Source organism: Saccharothrix sp. ALI-22-I (assembly GCF_001984175.1).
In the GTDB taxonomy this organism is placed as follows: Bacteria; Actinomycetota; Actinomycetes; order Mycobacteriales; family Pseudonocardiaceae; genus Actinosynnema.
The window spans coordinates 63,717-90,203 of record NZ_MTQP01000049.1 but is presented as its reverse complement, the minus strand read 5'-3'; the positions used below and the strand labels follow the sequence as shown (position 1 = coordinate 90,203).

General features: G+C 69.3%; 25 protein-coding genes and 1 pseudogene. 11 read left to right on the top strand and 15 right to left on the bottom strand.

Features of this window, described 5'->3' with window-relative positions:
- Positions 1 to 31: 31 nt before the first annotated feature.
- Complete coding sequence (locus ALI22I_RS10085) at positions 32 to 907, bottom strand: SDR family NAD(P)-dependent oxidoreductase (protein WP_077005187.1); 876 nt, start codon at positions 905 to 907, stop codon at positions 32 to 34.
- Between the two features lie 408 nt (positions 908 to 1,315).
- Between ALI22I_RS10085 and ALI22I_RS48980 the strand changes: the two genes are divergently transcribed.
- Both ALI22I_RS48980 and ALI22I_RS10075 read left to right on the top strand, forming a co-directional pair.
- On the top strand, positions 1,316 to 1,678 hold the full coding sequence (locus ALI22I_RS48980; protein ID WP_077005186.1) for an integrase core domain-containing protein: 363 nt from the start codon (positions 1,316 to 1,318) through the stop codon (positions 1,676 to 1,678).
- A 16-nt stretch (positions 1,679 to 1,694) separates the two neighbouring features.
- The gene (locus ALI22I_RS10075; protein ID WP_077005185.1) at positions 1,695 to 2,783 is read left to right on the top strand and encodes a glycoside hydrolase family 3 C-terminal domain-containing protein; all 1,089 of its coding nucleotides are present in this window, start codon (positions 1,695 to 1,697) and stop codon (positions 2,781 to 2,783) included.
- Between the two features lie 402 nt (positions 2,784 to 3,185).
- Here the strand turns inward: ALI22I_RS10075 and ALI22I_RS10065 are convergent, their stop codons facing one another.
- Positions 3,186 to 3,893 (bottom strand): SDR family oxidoreductase, encoded by a 708-nt coding sequence (locus tag ALI22I_RS10065; protein ID WP_077005183.1) that lies wholly within the window; start codon positions 3,891 to 3,893, stop codon positions 3,186 to 3,188.
- Between the two features lie 86 nt (positions 3,894 to 3,979).
- Here ALI22I_RS10065 and ALI22I_RS10060 point away from each other — a divergent pair, with 86 nt between their 5' ends.
- A complete protein-coding gene (locus tag ALI22I_RS10060; protein ID WP_238598259.1) occupies positions 3,980 to 4,582 on the top strand; it encodes an SIS domain-containing protein in 603 nt (200 codons plus the stop codon).
- Between the two features lie 1,239 nt (positions 4,583 to 5,821).
- Positions 5,822 to 6,151: pseudogene (locus tag ALI22I_RS10050) on the top strand (helix-turn-helix domain-containing protein); the annotation flags it as partial.
- A 133-nt stretch (positions 6,152 to 6,284) separates the two neighbouring features.
- On the opposite strand, the gene ALI22I_RS10045 reads toward ALI22I_RS10050, so the two are convergent.
- The 4 genes from ALI22I_RS10045 to ALI22I_RS10030 all read right to left on the bottom strand — a co-directional run bounded on the left by ALI22I_RS10045 (position 6,285) and on the right by ALI22I_RS10030 (position 10,703).
- The gene (locus ALI22I_RS10045; protein WP_077005181.1) at positions 6,285 to 7,670 is read right to left on the bottom strand and encodes a glycoside hydrolase family 43 protein; all 1,386 of its coding nucleotides are present in this window, start codon (positions 7,668 to 7,670) and stop codon (positions 6,285 to 6,287) included.
- 38 nt (positions 7,671 to 7,708) lie between these two features.
- Entirely contained in the window at positions 7,709 to 9,190 is a 1,482-nt protein-coding gene (locus ALI22I_RS10040; protein ID WP_077005180.1) for a family 43 glycosylhydrolase, read from the bottom strand.
- A 417-nt stretch (positions 9,191 to 9,607) separates the two neighbouring features.
- Positions 9,608 to 9,931, bottom strand: a complete 324-nt coding sequence (locus ALI22I_RS10035; protein WP_077005179.1) for a hypothetical protein — start codon at positions 9,929 to 9,931, stop codon at positions 9,608 to 9,610.
- A 16-nt stretch (positions 9,932 to 9,947) separates the two neighbouring features.
- Positions 9,948 to 10,703: an SDR family NAD(P)-dependent oxidoreductase gene (locus tag ALI22I_RS10030; protein ID WP_077005178.1), complete on the bottom strand. Its 756-nt coding sequence runs from the start codon at positions 10,701 to 10,703 to the stop codon at positions 9,948 to 9,950.
- A 154-nt stretch (positions 10,704 to 10,857) separates the two neighbouring features.
- Here ALI22I_RS10030 and ALI22I_RS54595 point away from each other — a divergent pair, with 154 nt between their 5' ends.
- Positions 10,858 to 11,274, top strand: coding sequence for an NAD(P)-binding protein (locus ALI22I_RS54595; protein ID WP_202970910.1), 417 nt, complete (start codon positions 10,858 to 10,860; stop codon positions 11,272 to 11,274).
- A 29-nt stretch (positions 11,275 to 11,303) separates the two neighbouring features.
- Complete coding sequence (locus ALI22I_RS54590) at positions 11,304 to 11,699, top strand: NAD(P)-binding domain-containing protein (protein ID WP_202970909.1); 396 nt, start codon at positions 11,304 to 11,306, stop codon at positions 11,697 to 11,699.
- 8 nt (positions 11,700 to 11,707) lie between these two features.
- Here ALI22I_RS54590 and ALI22I_RS52350 read toward each other — a convergent pair whose 3' ends face one another.
- The 6 genes from ALI22I_RS52350 to ALI22I_RS50630 form a co-directional block, all read right to left on the bottom strand.
- Complete coding sequence (locus ALI22I_RS52350) at positions 11,708 to 12,100, bottom strand: integrase core domain-containing protein (protein ID WP_238598258.1); 393 nt, start codon at positions 12,098 to 12,100, stop codon at positions 11,708 to 11,710.
- Positions 12,054 to 12,419, bottom strand: coding sequence for a hypothetical protein (locus ALI22I_RS53435; RefSeq protein ID WP_238598257.1), 366 nt, complete (start codon positions 12,417 to 12,419; stop codon positions 12,054 to 12,056). The genes ALI22I_RS52350 and ALI22I_RS53435 overlap by 47 nt, the downstream gene beginning before the upstream one ends.
- A 133-nt stretch (positions 12,420 to 12,552) precedes the next feature.
- Complete coding sequence (locus tag ALI22I_RS53430) at positions 12,553 to 12,777, bottom strand: hypothetical protein (RefSeq protein ID WP_238598256.1); 225 nt, start codon at positions 12,775 to 12,777, stop codon at positions 12,553 to 12,555.
- 140 nt (positions 12,778 to 12,917) lie between these two features.
- A complete protein-coding gene (locus ALI22I_RS10015; RefSeq protein WP_077005177.1) occupies positions 12,918 to 13,553 on the bottom strand; it encodes a cation diffusion facilitator family transporter in 636 nt (211 codons plus the stop codon).
- 94 nt (positions 13,554 to 13,647) lie between these two features.
- The gene (locus ALI22I_RS10010) at positions 13,648 to 13,908 is read right to left on the bottom strand and encodes a hypothetical protein (protein ID WP_202970908.1); all 261 of its coding nucleotides are present in this window, start codon (positions 13,906 to 13,908) and stop codon (positions 13,648 to 13,650) included.
- A 715-nt stretch (positions 13,909 to 14,623) separates the two neighbouring features.
- Positions 14,624 to 15,127: a hypothetical protein gene (locus ALI22I_RS50630; protein ID WP_179118173.1), complete on the bottom strand. Its 504-nt coding sequence runs from the start codon at positions 15,125 to 15,127 to the stop codon at positions 14,624 to 14,626.
- A gap of 169 nt (positions 15,128 to 15,296) precedes the next feature.
- Between ALI22I_RS50630 and ALI22I_RS10000 the strand changes: the two genes are divergently transcribed.
- Both ALI22I_RS10000 and ALI22I_RS09995 read left to right on the top strand, forming a co-directional pair.
- On the top strand, positions 15,297 to 15,809 hold the full coding sequence (locus tag ALI22I_RS10000; RefSeq protein ID WP_077005176.1) for a hypothetical protein: 513 nt from the start codon (positions 15,297 to 15,299) through the stop codon (positions 15,807 to 15,809).
- A gap of 177 nt (positions 15,810 to 15,986) precedes the next feature.
- Positions 15,987 to 17,225, top strand: a complete 1,239-nt coding sequence (locus ALI22I_RS09995) for an amidohydrolase family protein (RefSeq protein WP_077005175.1) — start codon at positions 15,987 to 15,989, stop codon at positions 17,223 to 17,225.
- A 207-nt stretch (positions 17,226 to 17,432) separates the two neighbouring features.
- Here ALI22I_RS09995 and ALI22I_RS09990 read toward each other — a convergent pair whose 3' ends face one another.
- Both ALI22I_RS09990 and ALI22I_RS53425 read right to left on the bottom strand, forming a co-directional pair.
- On the bottom strand, positions 17,433 to 18,521 hold the full coding sequence (locus ALI22I_RS09990; protein WP_143532106.1) for an alpha/beta hydrolase: 1,089 nt from the start codon (positions 18,519 to 18,521) through the stop codon (positions 17,433 to 17,435).
- A gap of 439 nt (positions 18,522 to 18,960) precedes the next feature.
- On the bottom strand, positions 18,961 to 19,200 hold the full coding sequence (locus ALI22I_RS53425; RefSeq protein ID WP_338013481.1) for an RICIN domain-containing protein: 240 nt from the start codon (positions 19,198 to 19,200) through the stop codon (positions 18,961 to 18,963).
- A 90-nt stretch (positions 19,201 to 19,290) separates the two neighbouring features.
- Here ALI22I_RS53425 and ALI22I_RS53420 point away from each other — a divergent pair, with 90 nt between their 5' ends.
- Positions 19,291 to 19,434: a hypothetical protein gene (locus tag ALI22I_RS53420; RefSeq protein ID WP_238598254.1), complete on the top strand. Its 144-nt coding sequence runs from the start codon at positions 19,291 to 19,293 to the stop codon at positions 19,432 to 19,434.
- Positions 19,435 to 19,485: 51 nt separating this feature from the next.
- Entirely contained in the window at positions 19,486 to 19,638 is a 153-nt protein-coding gene (locus ALI22I_RS53415; RefSeq protein ID WP_238598253.1) for a hypothetical protein, read from the top strand.
- Between the two features lie 694 nt (positions 19,639 to 20,332).
- Here the strand turns inward: ALI22I_RS53415 and ALI22I_RS09980 are convergent.
- Positions 20,333 to 23,080: a beta-L-arabinofuranosidase domain-containing protein gene (locus ALI22I_RS09980; RefSeq protein WP_077005234.1), complete on the bottom strand. Its 2,748-nt coding sequence runs from the start codon at positions 23,078 to 23,080 to the stop codon at positions 20,333 to 20,335.
- 1,958 nt (positions 23,081 to 25,038) lie between these two features.
- Here ALI22I_RS09980 and ALI22I_RS09970 point away from each other — a divergent pair.
- Entirely contained in the window at positions 25,039 to 26,484 is a 1,446-nt protein-coding gene (locus tag ALI22I_RS09970; protein WP_077005173.1) for a family 43 glycosylhydrolase, read from the top strand.
- Positions 26,485 to 26,487: the final 3 nt, after the last annotated feature.

Genomic DNA, 26,487 nt, shown 5'->3' with positions numbered 1-26,487 from the left:
GCGGTGGTAGGAGTTCGGGGCCGCGTACGGGTCAGCGCTCGGCCACGAGCTCCCAGCGGCCATCGGTCCGACGGGCCAGGCCACGGCGCTCCAGGTCCTCCAGGTAGCGGGCCATCCCGCGGTCACCGCGCTTGCGGAAGAGGGGAAGGATCTTCGGCAGCAGGTTGGGCACCAGCATCGCCAGTCGCGCGCTGAGCGACTCCCTCGGCCGGGCGTAGGCCTCCAGCCGCGGTTTGTCCAGCATGCTGACGACGGCCGACACCACGTCGGACGGCTGCTGCGGCGGCTCCTGGAACTGCATCGAGTTGCCGCCCTCGACGGCCTCCAGGCGCAGCATCGGCGTGTCGGTCGCCGACGGCAGCACCGATCCGGCCAGGATCCCCTTCTCGCGCAGGTCGAGCCCGATCGACAGCATCGCGCCGCGCAACCCGAACTTGGACGCGCAGTAGACGGACGTCTCGGCCTGCGGGAAGATGCCGGCGAGGGACACCGTGCTGATCACCCTGGGGTCTCGCGAGCCGCGCAGCAACGGGATCGCGAGCCGCGTGGTGACCAGTGGCGACACGAGGTTGAGCCCGACCTCCCGTTCGATGCTCGGGATGTCGCGCACGTCGAAACGCTCGGTGCTGGTCATGCCGACGTTGTTGACCAGGACGTCGAGCCGGCCGAAGGCCGCGTCGACCTGCTGGAAGAGCCGCTCGACCTGCCCCCAGTCCATCAGGTCGCATCCGATGCCGACATGCCCGCTGCCCGGCAACTCACCCGCAACCCTCACGGCGCGGATCTCGTCGATGTCGACCACGACGCACCTCGCGCCCCCGAAGGCGAACCGCCGGCACATGGCGCTGCCGATGCCGCCCGCACCTCCCGTGACCGCGATGACCTTGTCCCGGAAGTCGTAGTTCATGTCTGCGCTGTCCTTCTGGTCGGGTAACGAGCGTCTGTGTGGTTCCGCCGGGCGACACGCCTTGTTCCCCGCGTGTCGAGATTGACGAAGACGACGCTATTCACTCGGCGTCCACCGCGAACTGGCCGACGCGGCCACGGAAGGGACCACAGCGGCCACGTCGGGCAGCAGCAGGGCGACCTGACTCCAGCGGCGATCACACAGCGAAATCGGTCGGTTCAGTGAGCAGGCACCGACGACTGGCGGCGGTGCGGGGCGATCCGGTGCAGGGCGGCGTTGAGCTGGCGGTTTCCGCCCTGGGTTGAGGCGGAAGCGGGTGCGGTTGCCGGTCCAGACCGGCGCCAGTCGTCACCGAGCTGCGTCCGCCAGTTCGGATCCCCACTGTTTGGCCCCGGCTGGTTCGTGCCCGTGGGGGCGTGGGTGGGGCCGGCTTGGCGGACTCGTTCCTCGTTCGACGCGGCCTTCTCCAGCGCAGGCACCCAGGTCGTGAAGACCCCACCACGGTGTCCACGGGCCAACACCCACGCCGAGCGGTTCGTCGGAACCGTCCGACGCGAAGTCACCAACCGACTGCTCATCATCGACGAACACCACCTGCGGGCGGTGCCGGACCGCTACGCGGCCCACTACAACCACCGCAGACCACACCAAGCCCGACAACTCACCCCACCACGACCGGACCACCCGATCACAGAGCCGAACCACACGTCGACACGCCGCAGACCAGTCCTCGGCGGCATGATCAACGAGTACGAACCCACAGCAGCCTAACCGCAGGTCAGACCATATGGCCGACTTCTGGCACCCCACACGGTCCATGTTCGGGTGCTACTCGTTCCCCAACCACGTCCTGTCCGACCGCCCCGAACTGGGCCTGGGCGTCGCCGCGCCGACCTTCCGCGAAGCGCTCGCCGTCGAACTGCCCGGCGTCCAGTTCGAGCACGTCCGCGGCTGCCCGGTCCGCGAACCCGACACCTCCGGCATCCAGGAGGCCGTCGACCTCGCCCGCGCGGCCGACATCGCGCTGGTGGTCGTCGGCGACCTGCCCGGCATGTTCGGCATCGGGACCTCCGGAGAGGGCTGCGACGTCGAGGACCTGCGCCTCCCCGGCGTCCAGGAGCAGCTGGTGGATGCCGTGCTCGACACCGGCACGCCGACCGTGCTGCTGGTGTGCAGCGGCCGCCCCTACGCCGTCGGCCGGTTCCACGGCCGCGCCGCCGCGATCGTCCAGACGTTCCTGCCGGGCGAGGAGGGCGGCCCCGCGCTCGCGAGCCTGCTCGCCGGACGCGCGAACTTCCGCGGCAAGCTCCCGGCGCAGATCGGCTCCTCCCCCGGCGGCCAGCCGCACACCTATCTGCACGCACCCCTTGGCGGCAAGCAGTCGGCGCTGTCCAACCTGGACCCCAGCCCGACGTTCCCCTTCGGCCACGGCCTGTCGTACACCCGCTTCGACGTCGCAGACATGCGCGTTGACCGGACGCAGGTCGGGTGTGACGAGGAGTTCGAGGTCTCCGTCCACGTGGCCAACACCGGGGGCCGGGCAGGCGTCGAGGTCGTGCAGCTCTACGGCACCGACCCCGTCGCACAGGTCGCCCGCCCGGTCCGCGCCCTGCTCTCCTTCGCCGCGGTCGACCTTGCCGCCGGTGAGCGCGCCATTGTCGTGTTCCGCGTGCACGCCGAGCACTTCGCCTACACCGGCCTGGACGGCCACCTCGTCGTCGAACCCGGCGTGATCGTCCTGGCGGCGGGCCGGTCGAGCGAGGACCTGCCCGCCACCGCCGAGGTACGACTCACCGGACCCGCCCGGCGGTTGCGCAAGCGCGAATACGAGCACGTCGACCACCGAATCGTCATCGAGGTGGCCGTCCGACGTTGATGCCCCTGTCGAGGACGTCCGACCACGGTGCGGCGTCCGACCCCGTGCGCATCCGCCGACCTGGCACTGATCGGCGGATGCGGCATCCGGTCGTCGAACCGGAGGCGCACCACGCGGTGGTGGTCGCCGGCTCAGATGTCCTTACCACCCTCCGAACCCGATGCGTCGGCTCCGTGGATGTACGAGCAGTTCGCCGACGCGGGCGAGCAGATGGTCTTCGTCCGGGTAAGGGTCCTGCGTACGTCCGGTGGCGTGGTGGCGGCACCGGCGTGCCCGTGGCGGCAGCGGTAGGTGGGCGGTCACGACGTGGCAGGGGTCGGGCGTCGTCCGCACACCCGAATCGGACGATCAGCCCTCACCCCGCGACGCCGAGGTCGGGTGGACCCGGAACACCTGTGCGGTTCAGCGGTGGGGGTCCTGACCGACCGGGCGGACGAGGATCTCGTTGACGTCCACGGTGGTCGGTTGGCTGACCGCGTAGAGGACCGCGCGGGCGATGTCGGCGGGATCGAGTTTGGGGTCATGGGACCGTTCGGGAGGAATCCCGCCGGTGTCCACCAGGCCGGGTTGCACCAGGGTGACCCGGACGCCGGTGCCGACGCACTCGGCGCGGATGGACTGGGCCAGGCCGGTGACGGCCCATTTCGTGGCCGAGTACAGGCTGCCCGGCCGCACCCCGCGGCCCGCGGCCGAGCCGGTCAGCACGAGGTGACCGCCGGAGGCGACCAACGCGGGGAGTGCGGCACGCGCGGTCAACGCGGGGCCGTACACGTTGGCGAGCACCATGTCCCGCCACTGGTCCGGCGGCGCGCCGTGGTTGCCGAGAAACGAGGTCACCACGCTGGCGCCGGCGTTGGCGAAGACCACGTCCAGCCGACCCCAGGTGTCCTGTACCCGGGTGACGAGCCCGCCGAGTTGTTCCCAGTCGGTGACATCGCAGGAGATCGGCAACGTCCGGTCGGGGGCGCCCAACCGCGTGGCGAGGTCGGCCAGGCGGCGCTGGTCGCGTGCGACGAGGACCAGGCGGTAGCCGGATTCGGCGGCCAGTCGGGCGGTGGCGGCTCCGATACCTCGGGAGGCGCCGGTGATCAGGAACACGGGATCGCTCACGGAGGCAGACTAACCCCGGAAGTGCAACTTGGTCTAGACCATGTGTGGTGGCTTGCCGCCTACAGCCACCCCAGCGAGGAGCACCCGTGGACTTTCCCAGCGACTTCGGCACCGCGATGCGCGAGCATCTCCGCCTGATCGAAGACCGCAACGCCGCCGCACTCGACACAGTGGCCGACCGGCTCCTCGACGTCGTCCGGGCCGACCTGCTGGTGCACACCGCGGCCGCGGGACACAGCCTGGCCGCAGTGCTGGAGACCTTCTACCGCGCGGGCGGGCCGGCCTGCGTGCGCCCGCTGTTCCACCCCGCCTTGCTGCCGTTGCACGGCGCCCAGGCCAGCACCCAACTGGAACGAGTCCCCGGACTGGCCGCGACGCTGATCGCGCAAGCCCAGGTCCAACCCGGCGACGTCGGTGTCATCTTCTCCAACTCGGGCGTCAACGCCTTCCCCGTCGAGATCGCCCATGAACTCAAGCGACGGGGCGCCTACGTCGTCGCGTTCTCCTCCCGCCCCACATGGACAACGCCCCGGCGCGATCCTTCGCCAAACTCGGAGAACTGGCCGACGTTCTACTGGACACCGACATCCCGCCCGGCGACGCCGTGGTCCCCACCCCCAGCGGAACCACCGCGGCCCTGTCCACCCTCTGCTCCGCCTACCTGTGGAACCTCCTGCTGGTCCGCCTGACCACACTGGCCGCGGCAAACCACGTGTCCGTCCCCCTCTGGCAAAGCTCCAACCTCCCCGACGGGGACACCGCCAACGAGCGACACCTCAACCACTACCGAGCCCACGTGCCAATGCTCTAGGTCGCGGCCGTCCGCCGCTCCCGGGAGCCTTCGCGAGGCAGCAAGATTCCACACACGGACGACGTCGACACCATCGCAGTCGAGCGCGTCATAGAGGGCGCCATGCCCTCGCCGATGTTCCGGCCGACGACAAGCGTTCCGACGCCCTGAAAGGTACCCGGAACGCAGCGTGCCACCCGGTCGGCATGCCGACCCGCTCGTCCTCCGGAGTTCGTCGCAGGACGGCGACGGCGGACCCCGGTCGGTCGAGTGATCGCCCGGTCAGCGGGTCGGCGAGCCAGGTCCACAGTTCGTTCTGGACTGTCGGGGTGGCGGCGTCCAGCAGTCGTCGCCCTCGGCCAGCACCGTGCTGCTCGGCGACGAGGAGGTGCGGCGGCTCAAGGCCCCGCGGCGGAACCGGCGTGGCGCAAGCGGGTGACCGGCGACCTGCGCATCGGGTACGACCCGGCCAAGGGCCCATGGCGCAGACCGACTGCAGGGCCGGCAGGACCCAGCTCCGACGCGATCGCGGCGGGCGCGGACTGCGCGGGAGGAGTCCGACGACCGACCGTCACCGCGCCGTGCGGGACCGGCGTGCTGAGGTGGATCCGGCAGAACGCGTGTGTGTTCCGCGCTGGGCAGGGTGCCCGGAGCAGGCCCTGACGGCGCCGGCGACCAGGTGGCGGTCCAAGTGCGCGCCGAGCAAGGCGGCATCGTGCCCGACACAGCCCAGCAGGGCCGATCCGCGGTTGCACTGGAACGGCAGACCGAGGGAAGTACAGGCCGGGAACGGGGCTGGTCCCCTGCGGTGTGCTGCGGTGTGCCGTCCGTGCCGGTCGCGGGGATGGCCAGCCAGCTGTAGTCCGGTCTGTACCCGGTGGCCCAGACCACGGCCGCCGGGGTGCTGTCGTGGCCGTCGGCGGTGTGGACGCGGTTGGCGATGACGCCGGTGACCTGCTCGCGCAGTACCACGCCCTGGTGGTGTGTCTGCCTGCGCCCTCGTTCAGCGCAAACCGCCACTAATTGTTGCGGGCCATGACGTTGGTGACGGCCGGTAGGGGCTGAGACGAGGGGACGGGTCTTTCGGCGGCAGGATGGAAGTGCGACCAACACATCCGCCGAGCACAAAGAGCCGCCCGTGCTCCACTGTAACGCCCCGCTGTCCGTCGAAGGCCGCCACCGCCTGGTCCGACGCTGCCGAACCCGCCCGATCGCGCATGTCGCCGCCGAGATGGGCATCTCCCGGCAGTGCGCCTCCAAGTGGGTCAACCGCCACCGCCGCTTCGGCGAGACCGGCCTGGCCGACCGCCCGAGCGTGCCGCACCACCAGCCCACCTCCACCCCGGCCGAGGTGGTGGCCCGGATCGAGCGGCTGCGCCGGGACCGCAAGTGGTCGGCCCGCCGCATCGCCCTGGAGCCGGCCGCCGAGGGCGTGACCGTCTCGGTGCGCACGGTCAGCCGGCACTTATGAACGTACCTGGACGTAGTGGTCACGCGAGTTCACTGAGCGCTCCGGCGATCGCCGCCTGGAAGGCCGCTCCCCCACCGTGCCCGGACTCGGTCCGCGGACGTGGCCTGCCCGGCCACGTCCGCGGACGTGGTCAGTAGCCGACGTGGAAGGTCGCGTCCGCGCGGGCCGTCGCGGTGGAGATCTCGTCGATGCGCAGCACGAAGGCCGAGTGCCGCAGGTAGCGGGTCGGGTAGTTGACCGAGCGGAACGACGACCAGGAGGAATCCGCGAGGCCGGCGACCCGGGTGAAGGTGGCGTCGGCGGCGAAGGTCGACGTGCCGTCGTTCTGCATGAGCTTGACCTCGAAGCCCTGGTGCCGCAGGAAGTAGCCGGGCCTGTTGACCGACTCGAACGACACGGCGTTCGCGTCGGACAGGCCGGCCCGCAGCCGCCACTGCGAGTCCTGGTGCGGCTCGAACGGCTGCTCGTCGATGCGGCCGACGGAGTTCGCGTGCCGGACGTAGTGGCCCGGGAAGTTGAGCGACTTGACCCGGTTCCAGCTCGTGCCGCCGTAGCGGGCGAGCAGGCGGTCACGGTCGGCCGCGGTGATCGGGTGGATCGTGTTGTGCTTGGCGTTCAGCGGCGCGGTGTAGGACTGCCGGCCGACCTTGGTCCACGTCGCCGCGGCGAGGTCGCCCTCCCACAGGTCGAACTTCGCGTTGGGGCAGTAGGTGTCGGCCCACAGCCACCACTTGTTCGCGGTCAGCGACTTGACCAGCGTCGGCGCCTCGGTGCACCGGTTGTCGCCGATCGCGCCGCTGTAGCGGGTGAAGCTGCCCGGCTCCAGCGACGTCGAGCGGGCGCCGATGATCCCGGTCGTGGCGTCGTTGCGGTAGTACAGGTAGTTCATCCCGTTGACGTTGGTGATCACGTGGGAGTCGATGACGGCCGTGCCGGCGTCGAAGAACACGACCGGCGCGGTCGCGGTGACGAAATCGGTGGTGTAGGCGACGGAGATCACCGCGTGCGAGCCGCCCGGGGGGATGGTGGAGAACGTGATGCCGTAGGCGTTGCGCGAGGGGTCCCAGTGCACCGCGGGCGCCCAGCTGAACGACGTCGTGTTGGTGCTGTTGACGTTGAGCAGCCGGTCGGCCGACCAGTTCACCAGATCGGGCGAGGTCCAGACGTGGATGTTCTGGTTGGGCTTGGTGAACGAGCCGCCCACGGGGATGTCGGTCGCCAGCACGACCCACGTGCCGTTGTTGAGCCGGGTGATGAACGGGTCGCGGATGCCCTTGGTGCCCGCGGTCGGCGTGAGGATGGCGTTGTTGTCGTTGAGCGGGGTCCACTCCAGACCGTCGTTGCTGACGGCGAGGTGGACGGCGTTGACGTTGCCCGAACCGTTCAGCGATTCCTTGAAGTACCCCATCACGTAGGCTGCGTCGGCCGTCTGGGCCTGCGCCGGAGTGGCGCCGACGCCCACGGCGAGCGCTGTCATGGCGAGCCAGCAGAGAGCCAGCCGCGCGAGTCGTAGCATGATCGGTTCCTTTCGCGATCCGTGCTGCCGTGTCCGCATCAGGCGAGGTCCCACTGCTGGACGGCCAGGCCGTTGCAGGTCCACTGCCGGACCTCGGCACCGGGCTGCGTGCCCCAGTTGTAGTTGTCCAGGCACAGCCCGCTGTGCTTGTTGACCAGCGTGGTGCGGCCGTTGGTCGTGGTCAGCCGCCACTGCTGGGCGGCCAGGCCGTTGCACGTCCACTGCTGCACCGGCGAACCCGGCGCGGTGGCGAAGTCCTTGTCGTCCAGGCACAGACCGCTGTAGCCGTTGAAGATCTCGTAGTAGCCGTCGCCGACCGGGGTGAGGTACCAGTCCTGCACGGGCGCGGTGTTGCAGGTCCACTGCCGGACCTCGGCGCCGGGCTTGAGGCCGAAGTTGTAGTCGTCCAGGCACAGGGCGCTGTGCCGGTTCTTGATGTGCACCCGCGCCACGGGACCGCCGGTCTCACCGGAGGGGCCCTGGAGCACGGTGGAGGTGGAGACCGGCGTGCCGAGGTTCGGCGTGCCGTCGGCGTTCCACGAGATCTTCTGCACGCGGGTGGAGCGGGTCGTGCCGCAACCCTGCGACGCCGAGTCGTTGGCGTGGTAGGCGATCCACGTCTCCGTGCCGTCGGGCGAGGTGAAGAACGAGTGGTGGCCGGGGCCGTAGACTCCGTTCGCGTCGTTGCGCTGGAAGATCGGGTTCGGGAACTTCGACCACGAGCTCTGGGCCAGCGGGTCGCCGCCCGTGTACTCCAGCATGCCCAGCTTGTAGTCGGGACCGCTGCACGCGCTGGCCGAGTAGGTCAGGAACGTGCGGCCGTTGCGCTGCAGCGCGAACGACCCCTCGTTCACCTCGTCCTTCTGCCGCTCCCAGGCCAGCGTGGGCGCGGAGATGCGGGTACCGAACGCCGAGACCGACCACGGCGTGTCCATCGGCGCGATGAACAACGACTGGAGACCGTCCGAGCCGAACGCGGAGAAGTGGAAGTAGTTGGCGCCGTTGAGCTTGAGCACCGCGCCGTCGATCGCCCAGCCGCCGTTGGGCATCAGGTTGAGGATGCCGCGGTAGGTGTAGGGCCCCAACGGGTCGCTGCCCGCGCTCTCCAGCACGTGCGTGCGGCGCTCGCCGAAGCCCGCCTTCGGCTGCACCGAGTAGTAGAGGTACCAGCGGTTGTTGATCTGCTCCAGGTGCGGGGCCCACATCGTGCAGCAGCCGTCGTCCTGGGTGGCCGTGAAGACCTTCTGCTCGGGGGCGCTGCGCAGGGCGGCGATCGTGGTCGACTTGCGCATCACGATGTCGGAGGTCCACGTCGTCGCCACGTAGTAGTACGCGCCGTTGTAGGTGACCAGCGTGGGGTCCGCGCTGTTCGGCAAGGGCACGACGGGGTTGACGAACGACGGGCCGGCCGCAGCGACCGCGACGCCCTGGCCGACCAGCACTGACGACAGCGCCACGACACAGGCCGCGGCGAGCGACAGGAACCGCCGCGCGGCTCCTCTTGGCTGGGTGAACGGCATTGACCACTCCTGGTGCCACAGGGATTTCGGGACCCGCTCGTGCGGGTGCGGACGACCGCGACCGCACGACGCGGGCAGGGCGCAGCGCACTCCACCGTCGGTGGAGCGGTGCGAGGGGAAGCCGCGGGCGGGACTACCGCTCGGCTACCGGGATCCGGTTACCGGCCGGGGGAAACCGGCACGGATCGGCGGGCTGTCGGTCTCAGGTCGCCGGTCGATGTCATCCCGGACGCGGGGAACTCGCGCGCAGCCATGCGTCGCCTCCTTGCGAGCTGAACGGGTTGCCCGCGCCTCGTCGTGTGCCGGGTCACACGCCGGGGAGCGGTGGCGGCACCGTAACTCACCGGTTTCGCGACGGACAAGTACCCCGACGAAACATGTTAGCGATAACGTCATTACTTCTAGATCGCCTCGCAGTCAGCTTGTTAGCGTTAACACTCTTAACAACAACCGCGCGGCCTGGACGGATGCGGCGCGACGGCGACGGCTGTGGTGGCAGACTGGTCCCGGAACCAGATCCGTGACGGGTTGGAGGCCGCCGTCAGCCGATGTCACCGCGACAGAACCGGCCGCGCTCGCCCGCCAAGCCAGGCTCGCGAGCGTCACGAGGGCCGACGTCGGCAGCATCCGGGACAGCACGTGCCCGACGAAGCTGTACCCCTCGATCATGGTGGGCGCGCCACGCCGGACGAACCAGCGCTCGGTCTGGCGCACCAGGCCGCGTGAGGCGGTGAAGGGCATGTGGTGATCCTGCCGTTCAGTGGTGGCTGCCGGCGCGGGCCGACAACGCGGTGGTGACACGTCGGGGCAGGATCTTGCCGAGTCCGATGAGGACTTTGTACGCGACGCCGGGCACGCTGACCGCGACCCCGCGGCGGAGGTCACGCATCGCCGCCGCCACGAGTCGGTCCGCGTCGAGCCACAGGAACCCGGGAATCCCCGTGGTGTCCATACCGGAGCGCTCGTGGAACTCGGTGCGCACCCAACCCGGGCACAGCGCCATCACCCGCACTCCGCTGCCGTCGACCTGCTGACGGACGCTGTCGCTGAACGTGATCACCCACGCTTTGGACGCGCTGTACGTGCCGCGGGAGAAGAACGCGGCCACAGAGGCGACGTTGATGACGCCTCCGCTGCCGCGTTCGAGCATCGGGGGCAGCGCGGCGCGGGTGATGCGCAACACCGCCTCGCAGTGCACTTTCAGCATGGCCAGTTCCCCGACTAGATCCGAGGCGAGGAAATCGCCCCGTTGGCCGAAGCCCGCGTTGTTGACGACGAGGTCGGCTCCCAGTGCCGCGCGCCGCTCGACCGCCGCGATCCCGTCCTCGGTGGCCAGATCGGCCGCGAGCACCTCCACGGCGACGCCGTGCTCGGCGCGCAGGGCCGCGGCCGTTCGGTCGAGTCGTTCCTCGTCGCGGGCGACCAGCACCAGGCCGTAGCCGATGCGGGCGAGGTGGTGGGCGAACTGCGCGCCGATGCCGGCGGCGGCGCCGGTGACCAGGGCCGTGGACATGGGCGGGAGCGTAACGCCGGACCGTGCCCGCCGGGTCTAACCAGCCACGGCGCCGGCCGCCGGTGTCCGGTGTGTGGCCGCGCAGGCCCTTATTCGGGCGGACCCGGCCGAATAGCGTTGCGTCCAGGTGAACTCCGAGGAAAGGGCCCTGCGCATGAGTGTCAACGAGGGCGTCTCCCATCGTGACGACGGAAGCGCGCGGTCCGGCGACACCTGCATCATCGGCGCCGGACCGGCGGGGCTCGCGGTGGCACGGGCGTTGGCGGAACGCGGTCTGCCGTACACCCATCTCGAACGCCACAGCGCCGTGGGCGGTCTCTGGGACATCGACAACCCAGGCAGCCCGATGTACGAGTCGGCGCACTTCATCTCCAGCAGGACCTTGTCCGGCTTCGGCGGGTTCCCGATGCCCGAGTCCTACGCCGACTACCCGCCGCACCGGGACATCCTCGCCTACCTCCGTTCGTTCGCCGACGCCTACGGTTTGACCGGGCGCATCGAGTTCGGCGTCGAGGTCACCAAGGTGGACAAGGACGCCGACGGCGGTTGGACGGTCGCGCGTGCCGACTGACGGCGCAGCCGGCACGCCAACGTGGTGCTGTGCTCGGGCGTGCAGTGCAGTGGTACCCCAACGTCGCGGAGGTGCCGGGGAACTTCACCGGCGAGGTGCGCCACACGGTCACCTACCGCAGCGCCGACGAGCTGAAGGGCAAGCGGGTCCTGGTCGTCGGCGCCGGAAACTCCGGCTGTGACATCGCCTGCGATGTCGCCCGCAGCGCCGACCACGCCGTGATCAGCATGCGGCGCGGCTACTGGTTCATCCCCAAGCACCTGTTCGGCCGCCCGGTGGACACCATCGCGGCGAGTGGCCCGAAACTGCCGATGTGGCTGGAGCAAAGGGTTTTCGGCGCGCTCCTGCGGCTGCTGAACGGCGACCCGCGTCGCCTTGGCCTGCAAAGCCCGTGTGGGGTGCCAGAAGTCGGCCACGTTGTCTGACCCGCGGATTAGGCGACTGTGGGTTCGTACTCGTTGATCATGCCGCCGAGGGCTGGTCGGCGGCGTATCGAGGTACGGCTCGGCTCTGCGATCGGGTGGTCTGGTCGTGGCGGAGTGAGTTGTAGGGCTTGGTGTGGTCGGCGGTGGTTGTAGTGGGCCACGTAGCGCCGCAGCACTGTTTTCAGGTGGCGTTCGTTGAGGATGAGTAGTCGGTCGGTGACTTCGCGTCTGACGGTGCCGACGAACCGTTCGGCGTAGTAGTTGGCTCGCGGGCACCGTGGCGGGATCTTCACGACCTTGATGCCGCCGTCGGCGAGGACCGCGTCGAACGAGGCGGTGAACTGGTCGGCCCGGTCACGGATGAGGAACCGGAAGCCGTCTGCCCGGTCTCCAAGGTCCATGAGTAGGTTGCGGGCTTGTTGGGTGGTCCATGCCCCCGTCGGGGTGGGTGGTGGTGCCGAGGATGTGGACGTAGCGGGTGGCGACTTCGATCACGAAGAACACGTGGACGCGTTTGAGGGTGAGGGCGCAGTCGACGTGGAAGAAGTCGCAGGCCGACATGCTCGCGGCCTGGGTGCGCAGGAATCGCCGCCACGAGGTGTCGATGTCGCGCTGGGGTGCGGGCGGTATCCGCAGGCGCTTGAGCACGCGGCGGATGGTCGAGGCGGCTACCCGGTGGCCGAGCTTGAGCAGCTCGCCCTGGATCCTGCGGTAGCCCATGCGGCGTTCTCGCGGGCCATCCGCTCGATCAACGCCACGACGGTGTCATCGATCGGTGGTCGGCCGGTGCGGTTGGGGTAGGTCCACTTCTTCGCGACCAGGCGTCGGTGCCAGCGCAGGACGGTGCCTGGGGTCACCAGCCGGTGGTGTCGTAACCAGAAGGTAGGCGTCGCACCAACACGGCGAGCACAGCGCGGTCGGCCCAGTCCAACCGCGGGCGAGGGTTGGTCCGGCGCAGCACGGCGATCTCGTGCCGCAGCACCGGCAACTCCACGTCCTTGGCCGCCGACGACCGGCCGAGCAGAACCAGCCAGCCAACGACCCGGACGAAGATCAGGTAGAGCAGTCGTAACGCCACGCCCCATGATCATGCCCCTACCGTCCATGATGCGCGATCGCTGCAGCTCAGCGCCCGAGTGCGGAGTTCTGGAACCCCACAGGGTGCGCAGGGTGAGGCAGGCGGCGCGCATGACGTCGTCGGTGCGCGGCCGGCTGAGGTCACACGTCACACGTCAGCTCGCCAGCCCAGGCGCGACGCCCTTCGTTGATGGCGAAGAGCGCGATGACCAGTCCTGCCACCGCGTCCAGCCAGGTCCAGCCGAGCACGGCGTAAGCCACCAAGCCGAGGAACGTGGTCACGCTCAGCCAGACGCAGAGTCGCGTTTCCGCCGCGTCGGCAACGATGAGCCGCGAGTTCATCGCTAGTCCGTTCCGGCGTTTCGCGGCGGCGAGAAAGGACATGGTCACGACAGAGATCCCGGTCAGAATGATACCGACCAACGATTTCTCCGGCTTGGCCTGGACGACGACTTCGCGGATGCTCTCGAAGAGAATGAAAGCGCCCAGGGCGAAGAACGTGAGTGCCACGAAGCGCAGAGCCCGGTACTCCTTGCGTTCGTCGACGGCACCTGTGCGGATCGCGGTACGAAGCCGGACCGCGATCAGCAGCGCGGCGACGAGTTCGATCCCCGAGTCGACCCCGAAGCCGACCAGCGCCACCGACGCCGCGGCGAGACCGGCGCCGACCGCGATGACGCCTTCGACCACGTTGTAGCCGATCGTGATGTACTGCAGCACCAAGGCCTTTCGCGCGGCATCGCCGCTCACGTCCGGCAGCGCCTCGGGCTGTTTCACGGTTGCTCCTCAAGGCACGATCTCTGGATCAGGGAGTCAGGGCGGCATCGGCCGAACAATCGCCTGATCACCGGCGGCGTGATCATAGCCGTGGTCAGCAGTTCGCTCTGCGGAGGCGCTCAGCCGCCTGCTCCCGGACAGCGTTGAGGGACACCGGCGCGTCACCGTGCAGAACTTTCCCAACGCGCGTTGTGCACCGCCGTCCACATGCTCCCGCCCACGCGATCTCCCACTCCTCCGCGGTGAACGCACGCCCGCGGAGTTCCTGGTACGCCTCGATGAACGCGGCCGAGCTCTCGACCGGGACCAGCGACGGCGGCGGCACGTTGGCGAACGCCCCCGAAGCTGCCCCCACCAGCGCCGCCTCGGGCTGCCAGCCCAGGCTGTCCCAGTCGTGTATCAGCGGATCGTGTCCACGTCCACCGCCGTGATCGGGACGTTCGGGCAGGCCGTGGTGAGCTCGGTCAGCACCGTCTTCTCCGCCCCGTCCACCCGCAAGCTCCGTCAGGCCTTCATCGTCACCATTTCAAAGTTGTCGACGTCTACGGGCGGACTGTGATCCGCGATGACGTCGTCCCGCCTGACTGGGACTTCGGCCTTACCTACCAGGCGAAGGCTTGAGGGTCCTGATCGAGGAGCCTCTCGACGATGATCGAACGCAGTCCGAACCTGTGCCGCTCGAAAAGTCATCGCCGCTGGTAGAACGATGAGAGCGCCCCTTGAGAGCATGCCTGGGTGATCGCGTCCCTGGTGTAGAGGGTGACCCGGGAGTTGCTGTCTGTTCCGTCGGTCCTGCTCCGCAGCGAGGCGGCGAAGGACGCCGAACTGCTCGTGCTGCGCCACGAGAACGCGGTCCTTCGACGGCTACCGGCCAGCCGGTCCGCTACGAGCCCGCAGACCGGTTCCGGTTCGCCGCCCTGTCCGGGCTGGTGGACCGGCGGCGCCGGCGGGAGGTCTTCCCGGTCACTCCCACAACCCTGCGCGGCCGGCACCGCGGATTCGTCACCGGAAAGTGGGACCACACCGCGCGCAGACACACCGGACGTCCATCCACCCGAGCCGCGGTCAGGTCACTCGCACCGCGGCTCGCCAGGGAGAATCCGCGGTGGGGCCACCGACGAAGCCAGGGCGAGCCGGCCCGGCTCAGCCACCGGAGCGCCGCCTCGACGGTCCGGCAGATCCTGCATGCCGCGGGCATCGACCCGGCACCCCGCCGCGCCGGTCCGACCTGGCGGGAGTTCCTCACCGCCCAGGCCCAAAGCATCATCGCGGCGGACTTCCTCCACCTCGATACCGTGCTCAGCAGGCGCCTGTACGCACTGGTGTTCCTCGAACACGGCACCAGACGCCTTCACATCACCGGCGTCACCGCTCACCCAACCCAGGAGTGGACGACGCAGCAGGCCAGGAACCTCGCCGCCGACCTCGGGCATCGAATGGAGTCCCTGCGCTTCCTGCTCCGCGACCGCGACGGCAAGTACGGCCAGACGTTCGACACCGTCTTCAACTGGAACGTCACCGAGGCCCAGGTCAAGGCCAACGCCGACTACATGAGGGACAACCTCGAGCAGCACGGCTGGCAGTACATCGTCATCGACTGGGCCTGGTACTACCCGGGCCGGCACGGGGAGCCCGAACCAGGACGCCAACTTCCAGCCCCGCCTGCGCACCGACGCCGACGGCCTGCTGCTGCCCGACACCACCCGGTTCCCCTCCGCCGCGGGCACGAACGGGTTCAAGCCGTTGGCCGACTACATCCACGCCGCGGGCCTGAAGTTCGGCGTGCACCTGATGCGGGGCATCCCGCGCCAGGTGGTCGCCGACAACCTCCCGGTGCCGGGCACGAACTGCCGCGCGAACGAGATCGACAACGGCACCACCGCGGCCTGGCTCAACCTCAACTGGGGCCTGGACATGGGCAACCCGTGCGCCCAGTCCTACCTGGACTCCCAGTTCAAGCTCCTCGCCTCGTGGGGCGTGGACTACGTCAAGATCGACGACATCGCCGCGCCGACCTACCGGCAGGCCGAGATCGAGGGCTACAAGCTCGCGATCCAGCGCAGCGGCCGACCCATGGTGCTCAGCCTCTCCCCCGGCCCGACGTCGACCGACAACGGCGCGCACGTCGCCGCCAACGCCAACATGTGGTGTGTCGTCAACGACCTGTGGGACAACTGGCCGCAGCTGGACGCGCTGCGGTACCCGTCGGACGCTGTCTACCCGACGGCACGGGGTGCGGCGCCGACTTGTATGTAGGTACCGGCCGGGCTGCTCAACAACACCCTGCACACCATCGCCCTGACACAGATCCGCATGCCGGGGCCGACCAGTGCCAGTTGTTGTCCGGCGGCGCCTGCTACTGGCTGCCGTCGTGCGTGTTCCCATGTCTGTAGCATCTTGCCTTTGAGACCCGGTATCCGCAGCAGGAGCATCATGACGATCGGCACGACGGCCTCGAACGTGCTGTGGGCGTTGAGGGCGGGCGGTCTGTTCGACGGCGAGCGGGTGCTGGGGCCGGGGATGGTTCTGGTCGAGGACGGGAAGATCAAAGACGTCGACACCTCGGGTGCGGCGCCGCCTGAGGGTGCGGTGGTCCGGGATCTGGGAGCGAGTTCCTGGCTCCTGCCAGGTTTGATCGATACCCATGTCCACCTGGGTTTCGATGCCACGAACCAGGCCGCCGCGAATCTGATGGCCGCCGACGACAGCATCGTGCTCGACAACATGCGTGCCGCTGCCGGGAAGGCGCTGCGGGCAGGGATCACCACCGTGCGGGATCTGGGCGACCGCAACTACCTGTCGCTGGCGGTGCGCCGGCAAGGGGCGGACTGCCCTCAGGACGGCCCGCACGTGGTGGCGGCCGGCCCGCCGATCACGACGCCCGCGGGACACTGCCACTTCCTGGGAGGCGAGACCACCGGCTCGCCTCAGGCACTGCGCGCGGCGGTGCGTGATCGCTACGAGCGCGGCAGCGACGTGGTCAAGGTGATGGCCAGCGGCGGAGTGATGACCGCCGGGAGTTCCCCGCACCAGCAGCAGTACGGGCTGGGGCAGCTGCGCGTCGTCGTCGAGGAGGCACACCGGTTCGGTCTTCAGACCGTCGCGCACGTCCATGGGCCGGATTCGATCGCCGCTGCGTTGGAGGCCGGGTTCGACACACTCGAGCATGTCACCTTCATGACCGCCGGCGGTGTGGATGCCGACCCGTACCTGGTGGAGCGCATTGCCGCGAGCGGTGTCTTCGTCGGTACGACCGTGGGGGCGCTGCCCTCGGGCCAGCCTCTGTCAGCTGCGGCGGACGTCCGGCGGTCAGTGATCAACCAGGCCAGGTCCGCCCTGCATGCGGCCGGCGCACGGCTGACCGCCGGCACAGATGCGGGCATTGCCTCCGACAAGCCCCACGACGTCCTGCCCTACGGCATTGCCCAGCTCGCCGGCCCAATCGGCCTGACACCCCTCGAAGCCCTGCGTGCGGCCACCTCCACCGCGGCTCACGCCTGCGGCTTGGAGCGCAGCAAGGGACGGCTGCTACCTGGATGGGACGCCGACCTCCTCGCCGTCCACGCAGACCCGACCACCGACCCCACCGCGCTGCGCCGCGTACAGGCCGTCTACCGGGCCGGGCACCCCGTCGCACTGCCGCACACGCCAGGAGAAGCGGGCCTGCGATGAACACCCCACCAGAGCCTTCCCGCCCACCGGCCGCCTTCTCGGAGCCGTCGGCCTCGGCTGCGCCGGACTGAGCCCATGGGTGTACTCCCACACCCTCACTGTTCGTTCCTTACACACCCTGGGACGTGGCTTCCTTACCAGCACTATCACCACGCGCACTGATTTCCCCGCGAACGACCTGCGCGGACGTGCATGCCCCGGAACCGTTCAAACGCCGTTGGACGTCGCTTCCGGGCCGATGCGGGCCGCGGCCGCGGCGGCCATGCGACGCAGTTCCGCCGCGACGTCCCGCATCGCTCGCCGAGCGTGTCTGTCGCAGGCCAGGAACGAAGCGAACCCGTGCACCAACCCGTCGCGGTGCAGGTGGGTCACCCGCACCGCGGCGGCCCTGAGCCGGTCCGCGTACTCGGTCCCCTCGTCCCGGAACGGGTCGAACCCCGCCGTGACCACGCAGGTCGGCGGCAGCCTGCGGAAATCGGGAGCGCGCAACGGCGAGGCGTACGGCTCCAACAGCCGCACGGGGTCTGGTGAGTAGCAGGACCGGTACCAGTCGACCATGTCGCTGTCGAGGAAGTAACCGCGCCCGAAGAGCTGCCGTGACCGGTGTTCACTCATCCCGTCGACGGCTGGGTAGAGCATCAGGTTGAAGGCCGGCGTCGTCACCGCGTCGTCGATGCACCGCTGTGCCACGACGGCCGAGAGCGCCCCGCCCGCGCTGTCGCCACCGACCCCCACCGCGTCGCCGGCGCCGCCGAAGCGTTCCGCGTTGGAGACGACGTGCAGGAACGCCGCGTAGGCGTCGTCGACCGCGGCCGGATACGGGTGCTCCGGGGCGAGGGCGTACTCGACGGACACGATCCGCACGCCACCGTGCCGGCCGAGGAAGCGGCAGATCCCGTCGTGGCTGGTCACGCTGCCGAGCACGAAACCGCCGCCGTGGAAGAACACCAGCAGGGGAAGCGGACCGGACGCACCGGGCGGGCTGTACACCCGCGCCGCAACCGGGCCGCGCGCGCCGGCCACGACGGTGTCGTGCACCCGCACGTCACGCGCGACACCGGCGAGCAGCACCGACGACACGATGTCGTAGTCCCTGCGGACCGCCACCAGGTCGGGAACCACCTGGGGGTCGGCCCTCGGCACGAACCGCTCCAGCGCGATCAGCAGCTGGGCCGTGGGACTCAGCCGTGCCCCCTCGACCTGGACGGGCGCGCCGACGATCGCGCGAATCACCCGGTCGGGCAGGCTCAACGCGGCCACTACCGCGCGGGTGGCCATGCGCAGGGTCAAACTCACCGAGGACTTCCTTCGGCATCACTGGGGACACTCAGCCCCCAGAAGGTGAACGTGGACAGCCAGACCGACTCGACGCGGCGCCGCGGCACGCCGGTGGAACGCCACCGCGTCCGCGTCCTCTCGTCGCAGGGCACCCAGACCTTGTCCGCGGCCCCGACCGCCGTCATAAGTCCAGTACCCGGTCCGCTCCTTCACCGGCCACGGGCCGAGTATGTCCTTTTTGGATCTGCGGTCAAGCTCCGCGTCTCATCAGGGCGTGTTGCCGGCGTGCGCGGTGATCTGCTACCGCCGAGCCGTCAAGCTGGATCTGTCGACTCACAACAACCCCAATTGAGATGTGGTTAGCGCTGCGGGTTCCCAGTTCTCGCGATCGAGGCCCGAAAGTCAGCCGCACCGGTAAGCGCCGCGCGGCCCGGGTGGGTCGCGCGGCGGCCGAGTGTCACACCGCGGTGATGGTCCAGTGGTTGTTCGGGCTGGAGTTGGGGGCCCACATGCCACAGGTGGCGCCTACGGTCGAGTCGCCCATGCCGTCCAACGCGGTGCCGGTACCGCGGTTGACGATCTGGTAGCGGCCGTTGCCGACGCTGTTGAGCCGCCACTGCTGGTTGTTGCCGCCGTTCCACGGCGCCTGTTGGGCGGGTGCCCCGTTGGTGGCGTCGCCCCAACTGTCCGCGACCATGCCGTTCGTGCGGTTGACGATGCGGACGTAGCCGCCGCCCGCGTCCACCAGCTGCCACTGGAGGTCGTGCTGCCGTCCCATTTCCACTGCTTGAGCCGTGCCCCGGAGCCGACGTCGCCGCCGCTGTCGAGCACCAGGCCCGTGGCGGCGTTGGCGATCCGGGCCCAGCCCGTGGGCACCGGACCCGCGCCCAAGACGGGGATCTGGCCGGAGAACGTCAGCTTCACCACGTAGGCCGGAGCGGCGAACGGGGGCGCGGACGACGGCATCGTCAGGTGCAGGGCCGTGCCGTCCTGGCTGCGGTTGGGCAGGTCGATGTACGACCCGGCGGCGGAGTTCAGCAGGCGGGCCGACACCAGGGAGCCGAGGTTGATCCGGTTGGCGTTGAGCGTCGCGATGTCCAGCGTGCCGCCCGGCCAGCCCATGACAGTGGCGTAGCCGCGGCTGGACACCAGGAACGGGATGGTGACCTCGCCGTTGCGCTGCACGAGGTCGATCACACAGCCCTTCTGGTCGAGCCTGCCGTGCCCGTGCTGACCCAGACCGTAGAACCGCTCGCCCGGATAGCCGCGGAAGCGCTGCTCAAGCCCTTCGGAGGTGAAGTGCCGCGGACCCGGCCACCAGATGTACGGCGGAGCCTCCGCCAGCAACTCGGCACCGCTCGCGGTGTCGACGAACCGCAGGTGCCCCCGCTCGTCCAGCTCGGCGGTGATCGCACCGTTGACGATGCGGCGCTCCCCGACAACGGGGTCCCCGGCTGGTGGCTTCGGGATGAGCAACGCGCCGGGCAGGTCGTCACGCAGGCTGTCCCGCGCCACCCGCACCCGCAGGCTGTCGGCACCCCACGGCTCCACCCGCACGACCACATCGGACACGCTCCATTCCAATGCCTCCGTCATGAGACGCCGTTCCCTTCCGGGAGGTGCCGCCACCGAGGGATGGCGGCACCCCTCGCTGTGGTCAGCTGGTGTGCCGGCGACCGTGCTGGCGGTCTTGAGCGCCGTAGTCGGGTTGGACGGTTGTGCGGGCCGGCATTGCTGCCGGCACCGGCGGCATCAGCCTCAACGGCGGCACTGTCCCACGTCACCGGGGGGCACGGCACAGGAATGAGTGAGCCGTCGCGCCGATGGGATCAGATGAAGCGCCAGAGGTGGTCGTTGGCGCCGTAGTCGTCCCAGATGATGATTTGCGCACCGCGTGCGGTGGAGGCGCCGTTGACGCCGAGGACGCGCCCGCCGTTGCCGCACTGGATGCGGAAGTAGCCGTTCGCGCCGTGACGCAGCCGCCACTTGTGGTCGTTGGTGCCGTTGTCGGCCCATTGGAGCACCCGGGCGCCGTTGGCGTTGGCCGCGTTCTCGACGCCGAGGACCTTGCCGCTGTGGGAGTTGCGCAGTCGGAAGTACCCGTCGGGGTCGAGGACGGCGGTCCAGAGGTGGTCGGCGGTGCCGTTGTCGTCCCACTGCACGGCCAGGCCGCCGTCGGCGGTCGACATGTCCTGCACGCCCAGGACGAGGCCGCTGGCGAGGTTCTGGACGCGGCGGGCGCCGGTGGGCACGAACCGCCAGCGGTTGTCGGCGGTCCCGTTGTCCGGGTCCTGCACGGCTTGCGCGCCTGCGGCGGTGGAGCCGTTGAGGATGCCCAGGAGCTTGCCGCTGTTGCCGTTGCGCAGCTTGTGGGTGCCGTCGCCGTTGTCGAGGATGGTCCACTTGTGGTCGGCGGTGCCGGTGTTGCTCCACTGCAGGACGCGGGCGTTGTCCGCGGTGGACATGTTCTCCACGCTGAGGACCTTGCCGCTGTTGAGGTTGCGCAGCCGCACCGCGCTGCCGTCGGCGACCAGTTCCCAGTTGTGGTCGGCGGTGCCCGTGTCGTTCCACTGCAGGGCGAGGCCGCCGTCGGCGGTGGACATGTCCCGGATGCCGAGCACCAGGCCGCTGGCGGCGTTGACCAACCGGTAGCCGGCAGCCGAGCCGCCCCCGCCGCCGCTGGTGCTCCAGTAGACGGTGTAGTTGTGGCCGTGGGCGTCGTAGAACGGCCCGAGGTTGACCGTCGCGCCGTCGGCTCGCGCGGTGAACGCCAAGCCCGAGGTTGCGGTGCGGGTGATCGAGGCAGGATCCAGCACGGGCAGCCTGCTCAAGGTGGTGTTGCCGTAGTTGCCCGACAGCACGACCGGTCCGTAGGTGATCGCGGCGACGGCGGGGTTGTCGTTGGCGGGCTGCATCACGACGCGCATCGGCAGGCGGACGGTGACCGTGTCGCCGGAGGTCCACGACCGGGTCAGGGTGGCGTAGGCGCCCGGGGTGGTGGCGATGTCCTGCACGGTGCCGTTGACGGCGACCGTCGCGCCGGTGGTCCAGGCGGGGATGCGCAGCCGCATCGTCCACGACCCGCTCACGCTGCCGGTGACGGTCAGGGTGGTGGTGTCCGATGCCGGGTAGGTCGTGGTCTGCGTGACGGTGATCCCCCGCTGCGCCCAGGTCAGCACCGACGGCGTGTACAGGTTCACCGTGAGCGTGGTGCCGTTGTGGAAGTAGACGGAGTTCGCCAGGGAGGTGTTGACCTCCAGCGCGGTGCCCTGGCAGCACCAGAACGTGCCGTAGTCGGTGCTCCAGTTGCCGCCGCCCCAGGCGGGCCCGGTGTTGCCGCGCCGGTGCCCGGGGTTGAGACCGGTGAAGTAGCAGATGTGCCCGTGCGGGTCGGCCGTGTTCTGCTGGCCGATCAGGTGGTTGAGCAGCGCCCGTTCGTAGAAGTCGAAGTAGGACGCCCGGTCGGGGTCCAGCAGCCACAGCTCGCGGGTCAGCTTGAGCATGTTGTAGGTGTTGCACGCCTCGGCCGTGTCGGTGTTGAGGTAGGCGGCGATGGCGTTGGGCGCGCGGAAGTGCTCGGCCTGGCTGTTGCCGCCGATCACGTAGGTGTGCGCGCCGACGGTGATGTCCCACGCGTTGGACGCGATGTCGCGGTAGCGGGTGGTGCCGGTGGCCTTGTATTCCCGGGCCGCGCCGATCCACTTCGGGACCTGCGTGTTGGCGTGCAACCCGTTGAGCCGGTCCTGGCCCGCGGCCAGCGGATCGAACACGGCGGCGTGGTCGAACCGCTGCGCCGCCGCCAACCACCGGGAGTCCCCGGTCTGCTGGTACAGATCGGCCAGCACGGCGTTCATCCCGCCGAACTCCGTCTGGAGAATGCTCTGCATCCGGGCGGTGCTCAACCGACCCGTCCGCCAGTCCACCCAGCCCGCGAACCGCAGCAACACGTCACGCGCCTGCGTGCTGCCCATGTACCGCCACACGTCCAGCAGACCCGCCAGCGTCTTGTGCAGCGAGTAGTACGACACCGACTTGGGCGAGCCCGCCTCCATCGCGTCGAAGTCCGACTCCGGGAACCCCGACAGGTAACCGGAGTTGAACCCGGCCGCGGCGTTGTTCGCCTGGCACTTGGCCAACTCCGCGACCATGTAGTTCGCCCGATCCCGGCACGCCGTGTCACCCAACACCGCCCACGCCTGCGCCCACGCGCTCAGGAAATGCCCCTGGCTGTGGGTGCGGAACGGGAAGTCCGGCGCCTCCCAACCACCCAACGCCGCCGCACCACCCGTCGACAAACGGTGATTCGCGCGGAAGTTGTACAGCAACCGGTCGACATCGACGAACCGCAGGTACGACAGGGTCCGGTTCTGGTTGTCCAGCCAACGGCCCGACGTGAGGCGGACCTCGCTGAGGTCGAACCCGGCGGCCGACACACCGACGTCGCCGCGGACCGGCGGCACCACCGCGGCCCCCGCGACCGGAGCCACCGACGGGACCACGGCGGGCACGGCGGTCGCGAGGGCGGCGACCCCCGCGGCCTGCAACAACCTGCGACGGTTCAAGGGTGAGGATGACATGGTGCTCCCTGGATCGGCTGCCGCCGCTGCCACGAACAGCCGCAGGCACACCCTTTGTGCTCGTCAACATGAACTGATCAACGACGGACGCCCGTGTCGATCGGTGAGGCAGACCTGCGCCCGGTCCCCGCGCTTTCAGTACGCGGGCGCCGTGTCGGTCAGCGTCGGACCGGTCGACGCGGAGGACGCGGGTGTCACCCCTGTGGACACCAGCAGTGAGGCGGCGACCGCCCCTGCTCTCACCAGGGCAGTGGCCCGGTAACGGGTTCGGTGCGCGGCACGGCCGGGTATCGCATGGTCGACAACCTCTCCGTTGGGGTCGCACGCAGTCCGAACCACCGGTTGGAGAGATGTTATCGCTAACAATCCAGCCTGCGTGGCGCGTCTTGCCAACCTTGGTGACGTATAACGTATAGATACTAGCCACGTTGGCGCGTTGTCAACAGTCCGATGCCGGACGCGCCTACTGAGACGTGGCAATTCTGTTAGCGCTAACAGAATTAGCGACCAGCCGTCGGGCCTCATGCCGCGCCCTGCTGCGAACCTCGGCAACGGACCATTCGCCGCCATCACCGGACGGCGTGAACCGGCTCGCCCGAAGGCCTGCGCGTCGCCCGGAGTCCGACATCTGGCACACGTTCGACGCCCCTCCCGAAGGGGCCGCCCTGGACGGACACCACGCGCCCCACGGTGATCGGATGCGGAACTGGGCGTTGACTTCCGGGATCTGCTCGCTGCAGGATGTGCCGCAACGCACTGGACACCGGCGCGAAACAAGGCTCGGACGGCCCTGGGCCGCCCTTACGGCCTCGATTCCCGTGCTGCTGCCGATCTGTCGGTCAGCGCATCGCGTGCCGGTACCGCTCCGCAGAGGAGAACCCCTGGACACCGGATGACGTCGCACGAGCGAAGCCCTGATTGTTAACGCTAACAACCTACGGCGGTGCGGCTCCACGCCCGGTGATGGCCTTTGCAGAACGACAGGAGAGGTACATGTCCGCGCTTCGCGCCCGGCTGGCGGCGATACTGGTCGCCGCGTGCCTGCTCATCACCTCCCAAGCCCTGACCGCACCCGAGCGGGCGGCCGCCGCCGACCCGGGCTAAGCACGTCGACGGAGCCGTGCACGTGCCGCTGCACGACCTACTGCACCGTCTCGACGAAGTGCCACCGGGCGAAGTGTGGGTGCACTGGAAGTCCGGCTACCGCGCCTCCATCGCCACCTCCGTGCTCGCCGCCGCGTGGTCGCGATCGACGACGAGTTCGACCGGGCCGAGAGGCTGGCCAGAAGTGGTGGACCGACCAGACCTGACGGGTCACGATGGGGCCGTTCTCGGGACATCTTCCGAGGGCGGCGAGACGGCCGGTTTCTCGGCGGATGTTTCGCCAACTGTGGTGGCAGGACGGCTCGGCGACGCGGGTAGCCGTCGTCGTCGAACGGCTCCAGGCCCAGCGGTTCACGCCGATGCCGAACGACCAGGATCGCTCGATCCGCACCGCGCCGGTGAACTCGTGTTTCTACCGTCCCGCTGTCCCGTGGCAGCAGGGCTGCCGGGCCGTTGAGCGCGCCTTCACGGGATGTTCGCGCTGAGGCTTCGCTGTGGCGCTCACCCCGCCGCTCGGCACAGCGAGCCCCCGGCTGCCGCTTGCCCATGATCGGCGGGGCTCGCTGCCTGCCCGCCGATCCGGCCGCGTGGCCGCGCCGGAGCGCCGCGCATCAACGTCGCCAAGGCCCTCACCTACGTGAACGCTCACACCTCCGGTTCGATGACCGGCAGCTCACCTCCGGTGACGCACGACGCCTACGGCACAAGCCTGCGTTGGCCAGCGCACCGAAACCTGCTGTTGACATCCCCGTAACCGCTGAAGAAGCTGTTAGCGCTCACATAGCACCTGCTCGTGTCCCAGAACCCGCCTGGCTCGCCAGCGCGGTCCCCTCCTTCCCCCAAGGAGCCCACCTATGGCAACGTTCACCCGCGTCCGTCAGAGATTGGCGGTCGCGCTCGGCATGATCATCGTGCTGCTGACCGTGTTCGCCCCGCCGGCCAGCGCGCAGTTCATCACGATCAACAACCCGGTCATCCAGCAGCGCGCCGACACCGCGATCTACAAGCACACCGACGGCTACTACTACATGACGGCCTCGGTCCCCGACTACAAGCGGGTCGAACTGCGACGCGCCACGACCCTGCAGGGCCTCGGCAGCGCCGCGACGGTCAACGCGTTCACCGCGCCGTCGAGCGGCGCGCTGAGCGGTTGGATCTGGGCGCCGGACATCCAGTTCATCGACGGCGCCTGGTACATGTACTTCTCGGCCTCGCCCAGCACCGCGCGATTCAACCAGCGGCTCTACTGGATCCGCAACACCTGCGCCAATCCGATGACCTGCGCATGGAGCGCGCCCCAGCGCTTCAACACCGGCTGGGATTCCTTCCAGCTCGACCCGGCCTCGTTCGTCAATCGCGGGGTGCGCTACTTCACCTGGGCCCAGGACAGCCCGTCCACCAACTTCAACAGCCACATGTACATCGCCCGGATGAACGGCCCCACCGGCATCACCGGCACGGTCACCGAGATCGCGCGTCCGACGTACGCCTGGGAGATGGAAGGCGTCGCCGGCGTGGTGGAAGGGCCATCGCCGCTGGTCAAGAACGGCCGCGTGTTCATCGCCTACTCGGCCTCGGCGACCGACTCCCGGTACAAGCTGGGCCTGCTGTCGGCCGACGACACCGCGGACCTGCTGGACCCTGCCTCCTGGCGCAAGAGCCCGAACCCGGTGTTCCAGACCGCGAACGGGGTCTACGGCCCGGGCCACGGCAGCTTCACCGTGGCCGAGGACAACAGCACGGACGTGTTGGTCTATCACGCCCGTGACTACGCCAACCCGACGCCGGACGCGCTCACCGACCCGAACCGGCACACCCGCTTCCAGCAGCTCTACTTCAGCGACAACGGCGCCCCGTTCTTCGGCCAGCCGCTGCCGAACGGAATGACCGCGCCCGGCATCCGGGGCCAGTACAGCAACCGCTGCGTCGACAACTACGACTTCGACACCACGCCCGGCGCGCTCGTTCGGCTGTACAGCTGCAACGGCAACGCCGCGCAGGAGTGGGAATTCAACTACAAGGGCGTCAGCTGGTACGAGATCCGCAACCGCAACACCGGTACCTGTCTGACCAACATCAACGCCAGCACGGCGCTGAACGCCGACGTCGGCCTGGTCGCCTGCAACAACACGACGGCCCAGCAGTGGCAGATCATCGACCAGGGCAACGGCTGGTTCTCGCTGCGCAACGTCGCCGGCAACATGTGCCTGGACAACTATGACTGGAAGGCCGTGAACGGTGCCCGGCTCTCGCTCTATACCTGCAACGGCTTCGCCGTCCAGCTGTGGCGGCGTGGCTAGAGC